The 17,516-nt window shown below is 42.9% G+C and carries 17 protein-coding genes; 9 read left to right on the top strand and 8 right to left on the bottom strand.

The window, feature by feature from the left end:
- Positions 1 to 110: 110 nt before the first annotated feature.
- From L4D76_RS18175 to pepT, 6 genes are all read left to right on the top strand, one after another.
- Entirely contained in the window at positions 111 to 938 is an 828-nt protein-coding gene (locus tag L4D76_RS18175) for a hypothetical protein (protein WP_428442303.1), read from the top strand.
- Positions 938 to 1,726: a glucosaminidase domain-containing protein gene (locus L4D76_RS18170; RefSeq protein WP_428442346.1), complete on the top strand. Its 789-nt coding sequence runs from the start codon at positions 938 to 940 to the stop codon at positions 1,724 to 1,726. Before L4D76_RS18175 ends, L4D76_RS18170 begins: the two co-directional genes overlap by 1 nt.
- 2 nt (positions 1,727 to 1,728) lie before the next feature.
- Complete coding sequence (locus L4D76_RS18165; protein WP_428442302.1) at positions 1,729 to 2,337, top strand: DUF2987 domain-containing protein; 609 nt, start codon at positions 1,729 to 1,731, stop codon at positions 2,335 to 2,337.
- 181 nt (positions 2,338 to 2,518) lie between these two features.
- Positions 2,519 to 3,469 carry a M23 family metallopeptidase gene (locus L4D76_RS18160; protein WP_428442301.1) on the top strand — a complete coding sequence of 317 codons (951 nt, stop codon included), beginning with the start codon at positions 2,519 to 2,521 and terminating at the stop codon, positions 3,467 to 3,469.
- An 8-nt stretch (positions 3,470 to 3,477) separates the two neighbouring features.
- Positions 3,478 to 3,813, top strand: coding sequence for a bactofilin family protein (locus tag L4D76_RS18155; protein WP_428442300.1), 336 nt, complete (start codon positions 3,478 to 3,480; stop codon positions 3,811 to 3,813).
- A 333-nt stretch (positions 3,814 to 4,146) separates the two neighbouring features.
- Entirely contained in the window at positions 4,147 to 5,376 is a 1,230-nt protein-coding gene (pepT, locus tag L4D76_RS18150; RefSeq protein WP_428442299.1) for a peptidase T, read from the top strand.
- A gap of 68 nt (positions 5,377 to 5,444) precedes the next feature.
- On the opposite strand, the gene L4D76_RS18145 is transcribed toward pepT, so the two are convergent.
- Together L4D76_RS18145 and L4D76_RS18140 are read right to left on the bottom strand one after the other, a co-directional pair.
- Complete coding sequence (locus L4D76_RS18145; RefSeq protein ID WP_428442298.1) at positions 5,445 to 7,331, bottom strand: PKD domain-containing protein; 1,887 nt, start codon at positions 7,329 to 7,331, stop codon at positions 5,445 to 5,447.
- Between the two features lie 301 nt (positions 7,332 to 7,632).
- Positions 7,633 to 8,232 carry a thiol:disulfide interchange protein DsbA/DsbL gene (locus tag L4D76_RS18140; protein WP_428442297.1) on the bottom strand — a complete coding sequence of 200 codons (600 nt, stop codon included), beginning with the start codon at positions 8,230 to 8,232 and terminating at the stop codon, positions 7,633 to 7,635.
- A gap of 723 nt (positions 8,233 to 8,955) precedes the next feature.
- Between L4D76_RS18140 and L4D76_RS18135 the strand changes: the two genes are divergently transcribed.
- Together L4D76_RS18135 and L4D76_RS18130 are read left to right on the top strand one after the other, a co-directional pair.
- Positions 8,956 to 9,288 carry a hypothetical protein gene (locus tag L4D76_RS18135; protein WP_428442296.1) on the top strand — a complete coding sequence of 111 codons (333 nt, stop codon included), beginning with the start codon at positions 8,956 to 8,958 and terminating at the stop codon, positions 9,286 to 9,288.
- 189 nt (positions 9,289 to 9,477) lie between these two features.
- A complete protein-coding gene (locus L4D76_RS18130; RefSeq protein WP_428442295.1) occupies positions 9,478 to 9,735 on the top strand; it encodes an HP1242/YdcH family protein in 258 nt (85 codons plus the stop codon).
- A gap of 626 nt (positions 9,736 to 10,361) precedes the next feature.
- Here L4D76_RS18130 and L4D76_RS18125 read toward each other — a convergent pair.
- A complete protein-coding gene (locus L4D76_RS18125) occupies positions 10,362 to 11,846 on the bottom strand; it encodes a carboxypeptidase M32 (protein WP_428442345.1) in 1,485 nt (494 codons plus the stop codon).
- Positions 11,847 to 12,317: 471 nt separating this feature from the next.
- Between L4D76_RS18125 and L4D76_RS18120 the strand changes: the two genes are divergently transcribed.
- Positions 12,318 to 13,493 (top strand): serine hydrolase, encoded by a 1,176-nt coding sequence (locus L4D76_RS18120; RefSeq protein ID WP_428442294.1) that lies wholly within the window; start codon positions 12,318 to 12,320, stop codon positions 13,491 to 13,493.
- 90 nt (positions 13,494 to 13,583) lie between these two features.
- Here L4D76_RS18120 and ttcA read toward each other — a convergent pair whose 3' ends face one another.
- The 5 genes from ttcA to ccoS form a co-directional block, all read right to left on the bottom strand.
- Complete coding sequence (gene ttcA, locus L4D76_RS18115; protein WP_428442293.1) at positions 13,584 to 14,477, bottom strand: tRNA 2-thiocytidine(32) synthetase TtcA; 894 nt, start codon at positions 14,475 to 14,477, stop codon at positions 13,584 to 13,586.
- Positions 14,478 to 14,631: 154 nt separating this feature from the next.
- Positions 14,632 to 15,573 (bottom strand): universal stress protein UspE, encoded by a 942-nt coding sequence (uspE, locus tag L4D76_RS18110; RefSeq protein ID WP_428442292.1) that lies wholly within the window; start codon positions 15,571 to 15,573, stop codon positions 14,632 to 14,634.
- 200 nt (positions 15,574 to 15,773) lie between these two features.
- Positions 15,774 to 16,526: a fumarate/nitrate reduction transcriptional regulator Fnr gene (fnr, locus tag L4D76_RS18105; RefSeq protein ID WP_428442291.1), complete on the bottom strand. Its 753-nt coding sequence runs from the start codon at positions 16,524 to 16,526 to the stop codon at positions 15,774 to 15,776.
- A gap of 74 nt (positions 16,527 to 16,600) precedes the next feature.
- The gene (locus L4D76_RS18100) at positions 16,601 to 17,293 is read right to left on the bottom strand and encodes a sulfite exporter TauE/SafE family protein (protein ID WP_428442290.1); all 693 of its coding nucleotides are present in this window, start codon (positions 17,291 to 17,293) and stop codon (positions 16,601 to 16,603) included.
- The coding region (gene ccoS / locus L4D76_RS18095; protein WP_428442289.1) for a cbb3-type cytochrome oxidase assembly protein CcoS at positions 17,290 to 17,516 on the bottom strand (227 nt) is incomplete at its 5' end. The genes L4D76_RS18100 and ccoS, both read right to left, overlap by 4 nt.

Here is a 17,516-nt window from a genome sequence, read left to right as displayed (position 1 = left end):
TTCGAATATTGAGCAACTTAGCCCGTGGTAATCATATTTTACAATGGCTTGATTTTTAAAAACGTCTAGCTAGCGTACAATAAGCGCTCCTCAGACAAAATGATACGAATATGAAAGACGCAATGAATAAAAGCTTCCATGTTGGTGGCTCGATTGAAAAAGCCTTAAAAGGTGATGTTGATCTTCAAGCGATTGCTGTATTGCAAGAAGCCTGGAAAGTGACAGCAAGACACTTCTTATCCTATATTCCTGCCATTATTGGCCTTTTCCTTGCGCAAGCTGCGCTATTACTGGTTGGCTTACAAGTGCAACTGGGTGACGCTGCTTTGTTTTTCGACGTGATAATCAGTGGCCAGGAAATGACAGCAGAACTCGTTCAGGCGGGTTATATGGCTAACTTCTGGTCGGATGTTTTAAGTGCACCGTTGTTCGTCGGTGTGAGCTTAATGGCGTTGAACCATGCCGTCGGCCTACCGACAAAACCAAGTCATTTAGTGAAAGGCTTTCCTTTTCTCCTGGTGTCTATCATTACCATGCTGCTGACATCTTCAATCCAAGGCATTGGTAATGCGATTTTCCCTCTGATTGGATTGCTACTCTCTATGGGCTTTAGTATGGCGATTATTCTGGTTTGTGAAAAACGCGTCGCGCCATTAAAGGGGATACAAATTTCACTTACGGCAACCTTGAAAAAATTAATGCCGATGACGGCCATTTATCTTGTTGTACTTATCATGTTCTTTATATCTTTTGCCACTGCGGGTTTAGGGCTGATTTGGACCATTCCATTCTTCTTCAATGTTAAGGGTATTATTTACCGAAACCTGTTCGGCATTACGCTACAGGTGACCACGGTGAAGAAGGGTGATGATGATAAAAACAGTGGTAACAATGATCAGCAAGAGACAGATAAGGACGATAAGGTATTTACCGCGTGATATTAAAGAATAAAGTTGCCATTGTGGTTTTGATTTCTACTCTGACAGCTTGTGGGGAAGCACCGTTTAGAAACATATCAGATTCACGTGAAGAAGAGGCCTCTCAAGCAGAGGCTTCTTCTTCTGAACCCGATTTTTCTGTGATTGCAGATGTTAATCAGAAAAAAACAGCTTTTTTTGACTACTTACGACCAGCTGTTGTGCAGGAAAACAAGCGTGTGAGTAAAGAACGTGATTTTCTGCTGAAGCTGAAGTCAAAGACTGAGTCAAAAAAAAGCACCGACAGTGAACAGCTTGCTTATGCAAGAAGACTGGGCAAAATGTACCAATTGCCACTCAAGGGTGACAGTGTCACAGATAACTGGCTTTCACTGATGTTGCTCCGTGTTGATGTATTACCTGAAGAGTTAGTATTAAGCCAGGCTGCCAATGAGTCAGCTTGGGGAACATCACGCTTTGCCGTTGAAGGTAATAACTATTTTGGTCAGTGGTGTTATCGTAAGGGCTGCGGTTTAGTACCGGCCTCTCGTACAGAAGGCTTTACCCATGAAGTCGCAGTGTTTGAGACGGCATATCTGTCTGTTAATGCTTATTTCATGAATGTAAATCGTAATAATGCTTATACTGAACTGCGTCAAATTCGCGCAGAGCAGCGTACTGCCGGACAAACAATCACGGGTACAAAGCTGGCTGAAGGGTTAAGCCGGTATTCTGAACGTGGTCATGAGTATATTGATGAAATTCAATCCATGATCAGACATAACAATAAGTATTGGAGCCAAGGATAAGGATGAAGTTGACTCATTGGCTATTAGCCGGTCTGTTTGCCACAAGCACTGTTTATGCTCAAGACGCTAACGCCCAGAATATTGAAATTCGCTACAGCACGCTTCACAGTAAATTGAAGCAGAATGTAAAAGAAGGCCATGATGATGTTCGTATCGCGCTGTTTCTTGTTAACCAGGAAGATGGTGAAGTCTGTAAGATTCAAAAGGCCTCGATGCGAAAAGAGAAACATTATGAAGAGTTGGTGATCCCCGAGAGCAATGAGTTAGTTGTTCCCGTTGATAAAAACCTTCGCCAGGCGAACCCGGATGTCACATTCGTGATTGATGATGGCATCACGTGTGATGTCTCGATGCAAGTCATTGCCAATAAAGATTTTGATGCAAGTTTGAGCCAAAACGAGATCGCGCAACTGGTTCCTCAAATGAATAATATGCTTTCCGATCTTGGTGGTATGTTTGCATCTTGGTTTATGCCTGAAGCCGAAGGGGTAGTTGTACATTTTACCGAATCTAAAACAGTGGTTAAGTTAGCTGATTTACCACAAGGTGAAGTCTTACAATTCCCACAACCAATCGTTAAAGTTACCCCTTGGATCCCACAAGGCAGTTAACATTTTAGCGATCAAAACTTATGTTCTGAGAATAAAGCCTCTTACCATTACTGGTTAAGAGGCTTTTTTATTGGAGGAATATTGCAGTTTTCATTATGGATCTGATAATTATGCCGATTGGTCTTAAGCATCTGCGTGGTTGGTCGCTATGAAAAGTCGAGATAACTAATTATGCGTAACAATGAAAGATCAACTGGTTATATCAATATCCAATATTAATGGGTCACGCCATTTTCATTTTGGTAAATTTTTCAAACGAAACGTAGCTGCAGTATCTCTTTGTATTGCACTGACAATTATCATTACTGCGTTTGTTATTAATTATCTAGTGGTTGAGATCGGACAGTCTCGACAAAGCCAGCAACAGCTAAATGTTCAGTCAGATCAATTAGCATCTGAGATTACGCAGTTAGAGGGCTTTCGTCGAACGCTACAACAAGATCTCGCAGAGCGAAATGATGAACTGGAACAAGTCACAGGACGTGTCGGCGATCTCGAACAAGCACTTGGCATCGAATCTGAAAATGAATTGCCATTAAATGATCGGCTAGACACCGCTGCGGTTAACTCTGCAGTACGGTTATCAATGTTACAGATGATTCCAAATGGTAGTCCGATTAAATATCGACGTATGTCTTCAGGGTTTGGCAAACGAGTCCATCCGGTTAAAGGTCAGAAACTCCGCCACCTTGGTATTGATCTATCAGCTAAAACAGGTACGCCAGTACGAGCACCTGCTGATGGTGTTGTTGAACTTGTACGCCCAAGTAAAAAAGGCTACGGCAACCTACTTAAGATAAATCATGCCTATGGCTTTATGACCTTATACGCACACTTAGACTCATTTAACGTTAAGAGTGGCGACTTTATTCATAAGGGCGACATTATTGCCAGAACAGGCAATAGCGGCATATCCACCGGGCCTCATTTGCACTATGAAGTTCGTTTTCTTGGCCGAGCGTTAAACCCAAAGTCATTTTTAGACTGGGACTCGGCTAATTTTGAAGTATTATTTGACCATGAACGGAGTATTCGATGGGACTCTTTAGTAAAAATTCTGCAAGTACAAGCCAGTACACAACTTCAACTATCATTGCACAAGGCTGTTCAATCACCGGAAACATTGAATTAACGTGTAATATGCAGGTTGACGGCTATGTTGAAGGTAAAATCCGTACGGAACAAACACTTGTTATCAGCACTAAAGGCCGAGTAAAAGGTGAGATCATCGCTAATCATGTCGTGATCAACGGTTTGTACGACGGTACTTGCTACGCCAATACCATTGAAATTTTACAAGAAGGTAAAGCAAGCGGAACTATCTATTGTGATGATTTAAGTATTGAACGCGGAGGAAGCTTCTTAGGTGAAACTCACCCAACCAGCAAAGAAACCGTGATTGCCATAAACAGCCAAGAGGACTGCAAGGTTGTTAATGATGAAAAGCCTAAAAAAATCGCTAACGTGAAAAAATAATATTTAGACAAGATGAGTGCTACAACCACATCGATAAGATAACTTATACCCAAGTCACCTCAAGATATGAGATACAGAGCTTCCTTTGGGAACCCTGCATCTTGAAGTGGTTTGGTTATATACGGGTCCCCTCATTCGGATTGTTTATTCTTATGAGAACTCGCAAAAAATAACTAATGTAATATTCCATTATTGTTTGCTTTCTTCAATGATTTCACCAAAAACTGACCCATCTCAAGCCATTTATCTCTCAATTGTCTGATACTAGCCCTCAATTCTAAACGATCCTTCGTTTTGATACATTCTGGAAATACTTAACTTAAAGAGTGGGATATGGACAAATTAATTGAGAGATTTCTACGCTACGTGAGCTTTGACACTCAATCTGACTCTTCAGTTGCCCACTGCCCAAGTACAGGTGGGCAAACTGTACTTGCCGAGCAATTAAAGAAAGAGCTTATCGAGCTTGAACTGTGTGATGTTGAACTGGATGAACATGGTTACTTAATGGCGCGTTTGCCATCTAATGTTGAACATGATGTGCCGTGTATTGGCTTCATTGCTCATATGGATACCGCACCAGATGCGTCTGGTAAAGAGGTGAAACCTCAGATCGTTGAAAACTACAAGGGTGGGGATATTGCACTGGGTATAGGCGATGAAGTGTTATCGCCCATTCAGTTCCCGGATCTTAACAAGTTACACGGTCACAACATCATCACCACAGACGGTACAACCTTGTTGGGGGCAGATAACAAAGCCGGTGTTGCTGAGATCATCACGGCTGTCGCATATCTGAAAGCTAATCCTGAAATTAAACATGGTGATATCAGCATCGGTTTTACGCCAGATGAAGAAATTGGTCGTGGTGCCAACTTGTTTAATGTTGAAAAATTCGGTGCACAATGGGCATATACCATTGATGGCGGCCCGATAGGCGAGCTGGAATACGAAAACTTCAATGCAACCTCGGCGGATGTCATTTGTCACGGTGTTAACGTTCACCCGGGTACAGCAAAAGATAAAATGGTTAACGCCATGAACATTGCAGCTCAGTTCCAGTTGATGATGCCAGCCGATGAAACCCCGGAATGCACAGAAGGCTACGAAGGCTTCTATCACCTGAAATCAATGGAACCTGCGGTGGCTAAGACCGAGCTGGGTTACATCATTCGAGATTTCGACCGTGAAGGTTTAGAGCGTCGTAAAGCCTTTATGCAGCAAAAAGTCGATGAATTGAACAGCCAGTTAACCAAAGGGCGCGTAGAGCTTATTTTAGAAGACTGCTATTTCAATATGCGTGAAATGGTTGAGCCACATTCGCATGTTATTGAATTAGCAAAAGAAGCGATGATTGCTTGTGATGTGAAGCCAGATATTAAGCCAATCCGTGGTGGTACTGATGGCGCACGGTTATCCTTCATGGGGCTACCATGTCCAAATATTTTCACTGGCGGTTATAACTTCCACGGTATCCATGAGTTCATTACCATTGAAGGTATGGAGCAGGCGGTGAAGGTTATTGTGAAACTCGCAGAGCTGACTGCAGAAAAACAACAATAGAAACTTCATCGTATTTAAGACAAAGAAAGAGCCGCTTAGCGGCTCTTTCTTTAGAGCTCACACTATATCTACAGAATAAGTTTTTGCCACACCGCTGATGTTCCCGGTTGGTCCCCTTGGGTCCACCACTTCGCTGTGTATTCTTCGCCGTTAAACATTACCTTATCACCTGTATTGTAAATCACACTTGATTGCCATATGGCCTCTCCGCCACCAGACGTCGTGTTGTCAACCGTGATCGTAACGGTATCGGAAGACGATTTACTGTTAGCTGTCACGGTTAAACTAAAGGTATAAGTGGCCGCTGTCAGATCAGTTACCGCAAAATTAGGCTTCGCCGTATTAGCGTTCGTCAGCGTTACGGGGGTTCCCGAAACTTGCGACCAATTAAAACTTAACGCATCTCCGTTTCTATCATGAGATAACGTTCCATTTAATTCGACAGACCCAATAGTGGTTACTTTTATATCAGCACCCGCGTAAGCGACTGGTGCGACATCGCCGGCAGTTTTTTCTAAATATAGAGGTTTTTCAACACTTTCTGGTAAACATTTGTATGTTGATTCCTGACCTTTAAAGTTACCGTTGCGGTCAAAGGCATCATATATACTGCCGTCTTTGTTACATAACTGACTCCACGGAGTATCAACCGGCAAGGCCAGCAAAATTGCATCCAGTACATCACCAAACTGATTGGCAAAGTCAATCACGCCATTTTTCTGGATATTATTGAACGCGATATAAGCACCATCCTGTGCCGCTTTGAGTTCCTCTTTGGTATAAAGCGGTGCTAAGGCATCAAGATAGGTAATAATCGTTTGCCAATCAATATTTGAAGTGTAGTAACCCGGATAGCCCGGGCCGCTGGTATCAGCGATTTCTTTCAATGCCTTGGCTTTATACGGCACTTGATATAAGTAGTTGATACCAAAACCACCAGAACCATCACCAGTCAGATCGAAGCAAGAGTCGATGTTTGCTTTTTGCATACAGGCGTCACGACGCTCTGGTTTTAGCGGGAACATCGCCAGACTCTCAGAGCTTAGCCCTCGGTTGTAACCAACAGAAATGATCTTAGTCAGTGCTTGCGGATCTTTCGCATCTTTGGCGAACAGGCCAAATTCCTGCGCAGAACGTGCCACGGTATAGTATGCGAAAATATTGTAGTAAGACGCGCCGATAGCACTCGGCACAAAACTGTTTTTGCCCGGCTCAGGCTTAAAGATCTGATTATATAGCGGTGATGTTTTTTCTGCCGGAGTGACGGCGTGATAGTCATCGGTCGGGTAAAGATCTTTATAAAAACGATTAGGGAACATCCGCATAAGCTCGCCATAGGCAGAATACATATGCCCCTCTAGCTGGAAGAAACCATCGTGCTTGGTGCGTCCTCCTCTCAAAGTGTTCCAAATGCCCCTAATGTCTGGCTGTGTTGCATCGACATCTTGGTATTTAGGTAGAATTGGATAGGTGAAATAACCAGGAACATTAGAATAATCCGCGCCCATTCCGGCTTCTTGTAACGATTTGGCGGCATAGAGGTTGGCATCATGGTAAGGATCATCGATACCCGTGACATTTTTAAACAATGCGGCAGCATGTGCCATCGCCATGGCCCAGTGAGGGCGTTCATTAGGCAGTTGGAAAGAGTAAGGTGCCAGCCAGACCAGACGTTTTAGTTTTAAAATACGTATTTGCTGATCAACAACTTCTTGCCCTTGGGCTTTATATTGCTCGCTGACTTGATCAATTTCAGCTTGAGATAATTCAAAGTCCATCTGGCCGAGACGTATTTTTCCGGTCGGCATAAACAGTGCTGGATCTAACTGATAGGTATTAACCCCAATTACTTGTGCTGGCCAAGTATCAGAAGAAGGGAGCACCGCTTGTGCTTGCATACTACAAAGCCCGAGGACTGTTGCGGCCAAAAGAGGCTTAACGTTGAGTCTTTCCATGATCTACACCTAATTAAAAAGTGATAAGGAGCCTCATTGCGCTGAGGCTGGCACAGAATTCAGTCTATTAATTAGACAGGTAAGAAAATATGCCGTTAAACAATCAACTTCTGTTTTCTTGATCACATGCATATTAAGTAGTCGGATCCGAATTATCACTTGCTTAACTTTTCGAGCGAGATCATCTGGCTAGGCATTATCCAGTTGGTAATGCGGTCTATCGGAATAATTACCTTTTTCATGGAATGGGACGATTCTAACAAGATCGCCCCAATATCGACTATTGGGGCGATTTGTGAAACTACTTTTTAAGCAGATAATTTACTAGCGAAAAATACTCTTCGTAGCTTTTAATTTTGTCCGGTTTAACAACGTATCTGTTATTCACAATCACACCGGGGACGCCCGTTAATGTACTTGACTCAAATTGCTTATCGAAGCGTTTTTGCATTGAATCAACGGCGAAGCCATTGTAGGCAGTATCGAATTTCTTCGCATCAACACCGTTATCCAAGAATACCTGACGCAATCCCGCTTCGTCTTTAGGTGTTTGTTTCAGATCATGTATTTGTCTAAACATCATCGGAATCATTTTCTCATCAACGCCTAGTACAACCATAGTGGCATAAGCTTTTGCCATTGGCACCGCCATATCATTTCCCATAAAGGCGACGTGAATTTTCTGGAAATTGGCGGTGTCCGGAATGTTATTTTTAAGCGCACCGATAACATTCTCGAACTTGTAGCAATGTGGGCAGTAAAAAGAAAAATATTCTGTCACTGTTGGTTTAGATGATTTTTCTAAATCTAATGTTGTGTAGTAATCACCATCTGTAAATTGAACGGCTTGTGCAGAAACACTGAGCACTAGAGTTGCAAACAGCGCAAATAATTTTTTCATCAATTCTTCTCCAATTAAGACAGGTAATCGTGTAAACGTAATTCATTCAATACAATGAATGAGGCACACAAAAAACGCGTCTTTTTAAAACGTAAAATAGGTTTAAAGTTTGGTTTGGTAAAAGTAAACGGAGACTAAACGATTGGAGGTTTATATAGCGCTCTTGCAAATGCACTGGTAGCCATGGCTGCTTCGCTACGTATTAAAGCGAAGCTATAAGGCTGCAATAGGATTTTGGTCGCGGATTCAGTGACAGGAAAACTGAGTAGGCACATCGCACTACAGCAGTGATGAATAGATCCTATCTCTTCAGGCGGTTGGTTTTTATCGTAATTTGCACTGGTGAAGTGGACGGTGGCAACTGCTGTGTGTTCTGCGATAGCCGAGATAGATGTCTCTTGAATTGGTATCAGCGGTGCACAGTTTGCAACACTAGCTAGCATTAAAGCTATTAGTGTGACGCACGTAATCCAAATTGTCCGAGTCATCTTCAACATCAAATCTTCATCACGGGAGTGAAGGAGGCCCAATAATAACTGATAAGTGGCCGTTAGTGTCAAGGTTATTTATGGCATATTTAAAAGATTGGGATTGTGAATTCCAGAGGTGAACACTAATCTGAAGGCACTGAGTAGGGTTGTTTCCCTTACCGCGTTAGGTTAATTTAAATGATAAGGTCATGCAGAAAACAGCTTGGTCTGTAAGAGGGGCGAAGGGGGGAATATGCGTATTGGCTTAGTGATTACGACTTTGTTGTGCTCTTTTTCCACGCTGGCAGACGATCGTGAATTGGGTGAGGTATTTATTGATAAAGCATCGTCTGAGCAAACGATTGAGTTTATCGGGGAAGGTAACAGGCCTGTTAATAATACGATGATAGACAAAGACAGTGTCAATCAAGATAAAAACAGTACTGAACCGACAGAATTTGGTGCGGGCTTGAAATATCACGCCACCGATGATTTTAGCATTTCGGTCGAAGCGGGAGGCGAGGTTATTGATAATGAAGCCATTGCGGTTGATAGCGGCTCGGTGGTGTTTGAGCTTAGCTACTAAGATCAGCAGCCCCCTGTGTCAGCATAGTTGTCTCCTGATCTAAACCCGTAAGTTAATTGTGTATTTCGCCCCAAAAAGTGTTTGAAAGCTTCGCTTACTGCACACTTGGTTGCTTTGCGTTCTAAGCCACATTTCTTTCAACAAATTACTTCTATACTAATGGGTAAACCGACTGAAGAGGGAATGCCGATGCTAAATGAAAACCATGCCTTTATCTTAGATTTTCCTGATCTTAAATTAGATATTGTTCAGCTCAACCACGATGATCCAACATTCAAAGCCGCTCTTCAGCAGTATCATGAACTGGATTACGATATCCGTCAGCTGGAGATATCGGGTAGTCCGATTGATGATGACAACATGCAAGATCTAAAGCTTCAGCGTGTGGAGTTAAAAGACATGTTATATAAGCAACTAACCAAGCATCATGAGCAGGCAAGCAATTAACCCACTTGAACATACAAAGTGTTTGTGTCGTCAAGGTTTGGTCTTGAAATACTTCATGATGCGAATAGAAGGGTTATTAATGGAATCCTAACAGACAAGAATAGGTGTCGCGCAGCCGACACCTTTGTTCGGAGTTGAATAAGCCCAAGCCAATTCTTTATAGTAAATTGCAGGATCGATTTTTTGACGGAAACGGAGTCAACCGTATTTTCAGGACGAGCGCTGTGCTTCAAGAAGTCTTGTATTAAAGCTATCTGAAGAAACGGATAGTTAATTATGTTCATGGTCTTCACTACTATCGATGAAGACCATACTTGCCCCGAACCGTGTTAGCAGCATAGTGATTTGGTATGACACTTTAATACTTAGGATCGTTGTGAATTGGCAGAAAAAATGTTCTAAGTGTGAAACTTTATTTCCATCTGGTATGAAAATGCCACACCAACACTAAACTTCTGCGAGTTTATTAGTTGAGCGTTCAATCTGGGAGCTGGTATGCTGGAACGACAAAGTCCCTCGGTAATTAGTCCGTCAGTCTCCCTCGGTAATCACACTATTACAAGCAACCTGCATTACTTAGGTAGAATGAGAAAAGGCTGAAACTAGTCAGCCTTTTTTTGAGGCGTTTATTTTAGATAACGATCAATAAGATGTTTTTTGAAGTATTCCGCATTCAGACGCTCACCTGTGGCATTAATCAGGATCTGATCTGTCGAGAGCGTACTCGCTTTCTTCCAGACATGCTTATCCAGCCAGTTGAAGATCGGCGTCAGGTTACGTTCGCGGATCAGGTTTTCCACGTTCATCTCTTTGCGCATTGCTGCCATAAACTGCGCCGCATACATTGCCCCCAAGGTATACGACGGGAAATAGCCGAAGCTGCCATCAGTCCAGTGGATATCTTGCATACAGCCATCGGTATAATTCCCTTTGGTAGACAATCCAAGGTATTCATTCATTTTTTTATCCCAAAGTTCCGGGATATCAGCCACCTCGATATTACCCTCAATCAAGTCGCGCTCAATTTCATAACGCAATATGATATGGGCCGGGTAGGTGACTTCGTCAGCATCCACACGAATAAAATCAGGCTTAACACGGGTGCTGACAAGCGCCAGATTATCGCTTGTTAACGCCTGATCATCAGGACGCTGAAAAGCATCTTGGGCTAAAGGCGCCAGTAAACTAATAAAGGTTTCGCTGCGCGATAGCTGCATCTCAAAGAACAGGCTCTGTGACTCATGAATACCCATTGAGCGAGCTTCGCCAACGGGTAGGTTTCGCCATTGAGCAGGAAGGCCTTGTTCATAACGGGCATGACCGGTCTCGTGAATAACGCCCATCAGCGCTGAGGTGAAATCACTTTCGTCATAGCGGGTTGTAATGCGAACATCAGTAGGTACGCCGCCACAGAAAGGGTGAACACTGACATCCAAACGGCCATGATTGAAATCGAAGCCCAGTTTATTCATCACTGCCAGACTGATTTCTTTTTGAGCTTCAATCGGGAATGGACCTTGAGGTGTGATAACAGCTTCAGTGGCCTGTTTCTCTTGCACTTGCTGAATTAATGATGGTAGCCAAGATTTCAAATCAGCAAACAGTTGATCTAACTCTTTGGTCGTCATACCCGGCTCATAAAGATCAAGTAAGGCGTCATAACGGCTTAATCCAGTCTCTTCTGAGCGGATCTGAGCTTCTTTTCGCGCAAGTTCGACGACAGGTTCCAGGTTCTTACTGAAGTCATGCCAGTTGTTTTCAGCGCGCTGTGTTCGCCAGGCATGTTCACATTTTGAACCTGTCAGCGATTGTTCCTGAACCAGCGATTCTGGCAGCAGGTTTGCTATTTGCCAGCTGCGTTTCATCTCTTTCAGGCTAATTTTCTCTTCACCAGCAAGGGATTCACGCTCTGCGAGATCAAACCAATCGGCTAATTGAGGTTCAGTGAGTAACTGGTGAGACAATACGGCCAATTCAGCCATGGCTTCTGAACGGGCTTCATTACCACCAGCCGGCATCATTGAAGCCTGGTCCCAACCACAGATAGCACTAAGATGGCTTAAACGGGCATATTTTTTATAATGTTGTTCTAGTTTTTGGTAGTAAGTCATCATCAGTCCTTGCTTAGACTTAATAGTGTTAACCTCTAAGGATATCGATAAATGCAGAAATAAAAAATGCCCTTTGTGGTAAATAGTACATTATGACTATTATCATCCTAATACATGGTTAAAAATCCGCCAAGAGTAGGTGGTTGTATAGATATCGGGTATTTATTCTGCTTTACATGGCGGTTATATCAATGAAACAGGCTGTAGATGCTTTGCTTAATGGTGCATGTTGAGTTTTTTATGCTCCAGAGTAGAGGTTTATGCTGGTTTACGATTAAGCTTCTTCATAATATACATTCGCTCAGAGAAATATTCAGCAGAGCAGGTCCTCCTTAGATTTGAATGTAAAAGTATATTAGAAAGTGTCAGATAATTTACATTATCGTAAGATTTCGTAAAGCGATGAAGTATTAATATTGCTCTTGGCTATACTGCTATGCAGTCGTCGTAATTAAGGACTTTCACGTAACTATGAAAAAGACATCCAAACTGTTTTCTGTGCTTATCGGTACATTGCTTTGCTCTCTATCTTTCCCCGCATGGTCAGCGCCAACGGTTATTCCTGATGCTCCCGAGCTAAGTGCGAAGGGCTATGTTCTGCTGGATTATAATACAGGAAAGGTATTGGTCGGAAAGAATGCCAATGAGCGCCTTAACCCTGCCAGCTTAACAAAACTGATGACAAGTTACGCAGCCGGTCAAGAAATGAAAAATGGTAACATCAGCCAGGATGATGTTGTCATTATCAGCCAAAATGCATGGGCGAAAAATTTTTCTGATTCATCAAAAATGTTCATCGAGGTAGGAACAGAAGTCAGCATGATAGATCTGTTCCGCGGGCTGATTATACAGTCCGGTAACGATGCCAGTGTTGCGATTGCCGAACATGTTGCGGGATCTGAAGGTGCGTTTGTCAGCCTGATGAATTCATGGGCGCAAAAGTTAAACATGCAAAATAGCCAGTTTGCCAATGCCCATGGCCTGGATCATCAAGATCTCTATAGTACACCTTATGATATTGCATTATTGGGCCAGGCCTTGATAGGTGATCTTCCAAACCTTTATTCGCTTTATAGCGAACGATCTTTTACCTATAACAAGATTACCCAGCGAAACCGAAATGGTTTACTCGCTGATCGCAGTCTGAACGTTGATGGTATGAAAACCGGCTATACCAGTGGTGCAGGTTACAGTTTAGCCAGCTCTGCGACTCAGGGTAATATGCGGTTAATTGCGGTAGTTATGGGATCTAAAAGCCCGAAAAGTCGTGAGACGGAAAGCAAGCAGTTGCTCAATTATGGCTTCCGTTTTTTCGAAACAACCATACCGCATAAGAAAGGTGAGGAAGTGGTGAACGAGAGGGTCTGGATGGGTGATTCTGAATCGATTTCTTTAGGTACTGAGAGCGATACTTATGTCACTCTATCCCGAAATGATGCTAAACGACTGACCGCCAATGTGGAACTGATTGATGATTTAGTCGCACCGATATTGCAGGGAGAAGTTGTCGGTAAAATATTTTATCAAGTGGATGGGAACGATGTGGCGGAAGCTTCACTTGTTGCACTTGAGGGGGTAGAAAAGGGTGGTTTCTTTAGTCGCTTATTTGATTATATCAAGTTGTTTTTTAAAGGGCTATTTAGTTAAGTGGCTAAGCTAATTTAGCTACCTTGCCACCGCGGTGGCAAGGTAGAGCTTGCAAGTCTGATTTTTCCAGCGGAGATTTGCCCTCCGCTGTTAAATATTCGTCACATCAATAAACATCGACTCGTCAATGTTCGAAGAAGAAACTTCCGCTTCTTTAAACTCATACTCAGCTCTTTCAGTCGTACGATCCAACGGTAGCTCATTAAAATCGAACAAATTTCTGTCTGCTAACTGACTAGGGCTGACGTTCTGAATGGATTTAAAGATGCTCTCAACGCGACCTGGTGTTTTATTGTCCCAGTCAATGAGCATTGCTTTGATATTTTGTCGCTGAAGGTTTTCCTGAGAGCCACACAGGTTACATGGGATGATCGGGAATTCTCGTTTCTCTGCGTATGCGATCAAATCATTTTCACGGCAGTACGTCAAAGGACGAATAACAACGTTACGTTTGTCGTCAGAACGAAGCTTTGGTGGCATCGCTTTCAAGCGTGAACCGTGGAACATATTAAGAAACATAGTTTCAACGATATCGTCCATGTGGTGACCAAGGGCAATCTTCGTTGCACCGATCTTTTCAGCAAAGGAGTACAGAGTACCTCTTCTTAAGCGAGAGCAAAGGCCACACGTGGTTTTCCCTTCAGGGATTTTTTCTTTAACCACTGAATAGGTATCTTTATCAACGATATAATACGGGATACCAAGAGATTCAAAATAATTTGGCAAGATATGGTCAGGAAACCCAGGTTGCTTTTGATCCAAGTTAACGGCAATAACGTCAAATTTGATAGGAGCCGCTTTTTGTAAGCCCAATAAAATATCAAGCATAGCAAAAGAATCTTTACCGCCACTGATACATGCCATGACGACATCTGATTCTTCAATCATGTTGTAGTCAACGATAGCATTGCCAACATTACGTCGAAGTCTTTTTTGAAGCTTATTGAACTCAAGGGTTTCTTTTTTTGTATCTTGTTGATTCATTATCAAATCTCATACTGTCCTAAAAGTGGACAGCTAAATAACTAGTGGATTAATAGGCTTTTAGGCCGTGGATTATACGGCTTTATCACGGCTTCTGGGAAGAGTAAAATAGCAAAACGCCTCCAGAACAGAGGCGTTTAGTGTGTCGTTTCGTCTAATCAATACTTGGCGCTAATGGACTAACATACCCTTCAGGTTTGAGAGCCAGTAAATCACAATTTAAGCTATCAATTGTATGCTCAGCGGTGTTGCCAATAAATACAGCTGACAAGCCTGTGCGCCCTGTTGTACCAAGGATCACTAATTCAGCATCTAACTCTTCTGCCACCTGGGGGATAACATCCTCAGGTAACCCTTCAACAACATGGGCCTGCTCTTCAGCAATGCTATGTTTATGGCGTAATGCTTTCATCGATATTAAGTGATGGCCCCGAACCGCATCGCTGTATGAAGCCGGGTCAAATTCAGGTAACTCTATGGTGATATTAACTGGTGTTGCCGGGTAGGCGTTTAGCAGATTGATCTCTGCCCCCAGAATATCAGCAATGCACTGCGCTTCACTCACAATAGCGTCGTTGAGGGCATCATGCGTTTCACTGTCAGCAGCCAGATTCACACACGCAAGAATTTTCCCATTGTCAGGCCAACTGTGCTCTTTCACCATTAATACAGGGCAAGGGCATTTGCGTAATAAATGCCAATCCGTGGGGGTGAAAATAACAGAGCCAATTTTGTCATGCTCATGAGTCGCCTTAATCAACAAATCATGATGGTTGCTGAAGACTTCGGCAATGATGGCTTCATATGGACGATTGTGCCAGACAACCAGAATTTCGATATTAAATCCTTCCTTTTCATACGGACGAATAATATCTTTTAACCATTCCTCACGCTGTACCACCACACCCCGGCGCATTGCCTGGCGTTCATCAGCAGAAAGCATGGAGGTCATTTCATAAGAAAAATCGTAGATAGCAAGAAAGACGGTAATTTTCACACCGGAAGACTTGTTGGCAAGATGAACGGCACGAGATAAGGCCGGTTGATGGTCTTGTGTTTGATCGACAACAACAAGAATATTATTGTATGTTTTCATAACTGCCCCCTGACACATCATGTGTTGGCATCAATACTAATCAGACATATAGCTCTGATCTAACGCAAGACTAACCCGATTAGTACATTAACTGTAACGTATAGAAGGAATTAAGTGGAGTGCATATACCGATAAATATAAAAAAAGTGATACATCTCAAACGATGTATCACTTTTTTTGCAAACAGGTAAAGCAGAAAGTTACGTGTTGTTTTTACTTACACCAGCAAGACGCGCAAGTTCATCATGATCAATGATTGTAATGTATTTACCCTTAACACTTAGCATATCGGACTTTTGGAAACGGCCTAATAAACGACTGATTGTTTCTACCGTCAAACCAAGGTAATTACCGATATCACCACGTGTCATTGTCAAACGGAATTCACGAGGGGAGAAACCTCGCTGAGAAAATCGTAGTGAAAGGTTGTACAGGAATGCGGCTAAACGTTCTTCTGCATTTTTCTTTGAAAGCAGAAGTATCATCTCCTGATCACCTTTGATTTCACTGCTCATCAGACGCATGATTTGCTGACGAAGTTTCGGCATTTTACCAGATAAATCATCAAGGATCTCAAATGGGATTTCACATACCATTGAAGTTTCAAGCGACTGAGCAAAACTGGGGTGCATCATCTCAGTGATGGCATCAAAACCAACAAGATCGCCGGCAAGGTGAAATGCCGTGATTTGCTCATCACCTTGTTCTGTAATCGTATAGCTCTTGATTGTACCCGAACGAATCGCATAAAGAGCTTTAAGCTCATCGCCCGCTTTAAAAAGCTCCTGACCCTTTTGGATAGGCTTTTTACGCTCAATAATGTGATCTAATTGATCTAACTCAGACTCATTCAGTGTGAATGGAATACACAACTGACTAATACTGCAATCCTGGCAGTGGATAGCACATCCACCTGACTGGACACGTTTGGTTGTAAGTTTGTCTGAAATCATAATCCTGCTAACCAATTTGATGTAGGTCAATATTTTAACATATTATGAAGCATTATTACGAGTATTAAAAAACCTCACAATAATTGTTTGATTGCAATGTAACCAGTATGGATGCCATAAGTCAGTAACAGTAGGGCACTTGCACGTTTAAAAAATAGATTTCTCAATAAACGCTTCAACTGCTCGGCAACTGAACCAACAAGGAGCATTGCGGGTAACGTGCCTAAGCCAAATGCCAGCATTACACTGGCCCCACCAAAGGCACTGCCAGATACTGCTGCCCAGCTTAGTGTTGAGTAGACTAACCCGCAAGGTAGCCAGCCCCAAAGCAAGCCAAAAGGCAGGGCTGATAGTGGAGATTTTAATGGTAATAATGATTTTGCTGTCGGTGAGATAAAACGCCAGAAAAATTGTCCGACATGTTCAATCTTGGTTAGCCCTTGCCACCATTGCCCTAAATACAGCGCAAGGCAGATCATCATTAAGGCCGCGAATATTCGTAATGAGATCAAGGCCGTCGCATAACCGCTATAAGCCGCCATACCCGCGAAAGCGCCACCAATAATTGCACCGGCTATGGCATAAGAGATCAATCGGCCAAAATTATAACAAACAAGGTAAAGCCAGCGGTTATTGCTTTTTTGCCCCGGCATATGTTGACCCGGCATGCCTAAGGTGAGTGCCGCGGCAACACCGCCGCACATACCAAAACAATGCCCGGCTCCCATCAGGCCAATGATAAAGGCAGCATAGAAGTCGATGTTCACGATGGCGTGCCGGTGTTGTTGGTTTTCGTTATGTGGGCATCTGCCTGATGGTCTGATTTCTGATCTTGCGTCGTCGATTTAGCATCGGGTTCGTTTTCATCAAACAGAATATCGTATCCCTGACGTTCCAGATCTTCGAACTGTTCAGACTTTACTGCCCATAAGAAGATCGCAACAGCAATGCAGACAAACACAATGGCAATCGGTATTAATATGTAAAGAC

Source organism: Photobacterium sagamiensis, from assembly GCF_050337085.1.
In the GTDB taxonomy this organism is placed as follows: Bacteria; Pseudomonadota; Gammaproteobacteria; order Enterobacterales; family Vibrionaceae; genus Photobacterium; species Photobacterium sagamiensis.
Note: the sequence above shows the minus strand (reverse complement) of the source record. Positions and strands in the feature narration are given on the sequence as shown.

Coding starts and splice junctions, on each gene's coding strand:
- L4D76_RS18125 (WP_428442345.1), bottom strand. CDS start 11,846: ATGACTTACTACCAAAAACTAGAACAACATTATAAAAAATATGCCCGT.
- L4D76_RS18175 (WP_428442303.1), top strand. CDS start 111: ATGAAAGACGCAATGAATAAAAGCTTCCATGTTGGTGGCTCGATTGAA.
- ttcA (WP_428442293.1), bottom strand. CDS start 14,477: ATGAATCAACAAGATACAAAAAAAGAAACCCTTGAGTTCAATAAGCTT.
- L4D76_RS18160 (WP_428442301.1), top strand. CDS start 2,519: ATGAAAGATCAACTGGTTATATCAATATCCAATATTAATGGGTCACGC.
- L4D76_RS18130 (WP_428442295.1), top strand. CDS start 9,478: ATGCTAAATGAAAACCATGCCTTTATCTTAGATTTTCCTGATCTTAAA.
- L4D76_RS18155 (WP_428442300.1), top strand. CDS start 3,478: ATGCAGGTTGACGGCTATGTTGAAGGTAAAATCCGTACGGAACAAACA.
- L4D76_RS18120 (WP_428442294.1), top strand. CDS start 12,318: ATGAAAAAGACATCCAAACTGTTTTCTGTGCTTATCGGTACATTGCTT.
- L4D76_RS18165 (WP_428442302.1), top strand. CDS start 1,729: ATGAAGTTGACTCATTGGCTATTAGCCGGTCTGTTTGCCACAAGCACT.
- uspE (WP_428442292.1), bottom strand. CDS start 15,573: ATGAAAACATACAATAATATTCTTGTTGTTGTCGATCAAACACAAGAC.
- fnr (WP_428442291.1), bottom strand. CDS start 16,526: ATGATTTCAGACAAACTTACAACCAAACGTGTCCAGTCAGGTGGATGT.
- L4D76_RS18135 (WP_428442296.1), top strand. CDS start 8,956: ATGCGTATTGGCTTAGTGATTACGACTTTGTTGTGCTCTTTTTCCACG.
- L4D76_RS18145 (WP_428442298.1), bottom strand. CDS start 7,331: ATGGAAAGACTCAACGTTAAGCCTCTTTTGGCCGCAACAGTCCTCGGG.
- L4D76_RS18140 (WP_428442297.1), bottom strand. CDS start 8,232: ATGAAAAAATTATTTGCGCTGTTTGCAACTCTAGTGCTCAGTGTTTCT.
- pepT (WP_428442299.1), top strand. CDS start 4,147: ATGGACAAATTAATTGAGAGATTTCTACGCTACGTGAGCTTTGACACT.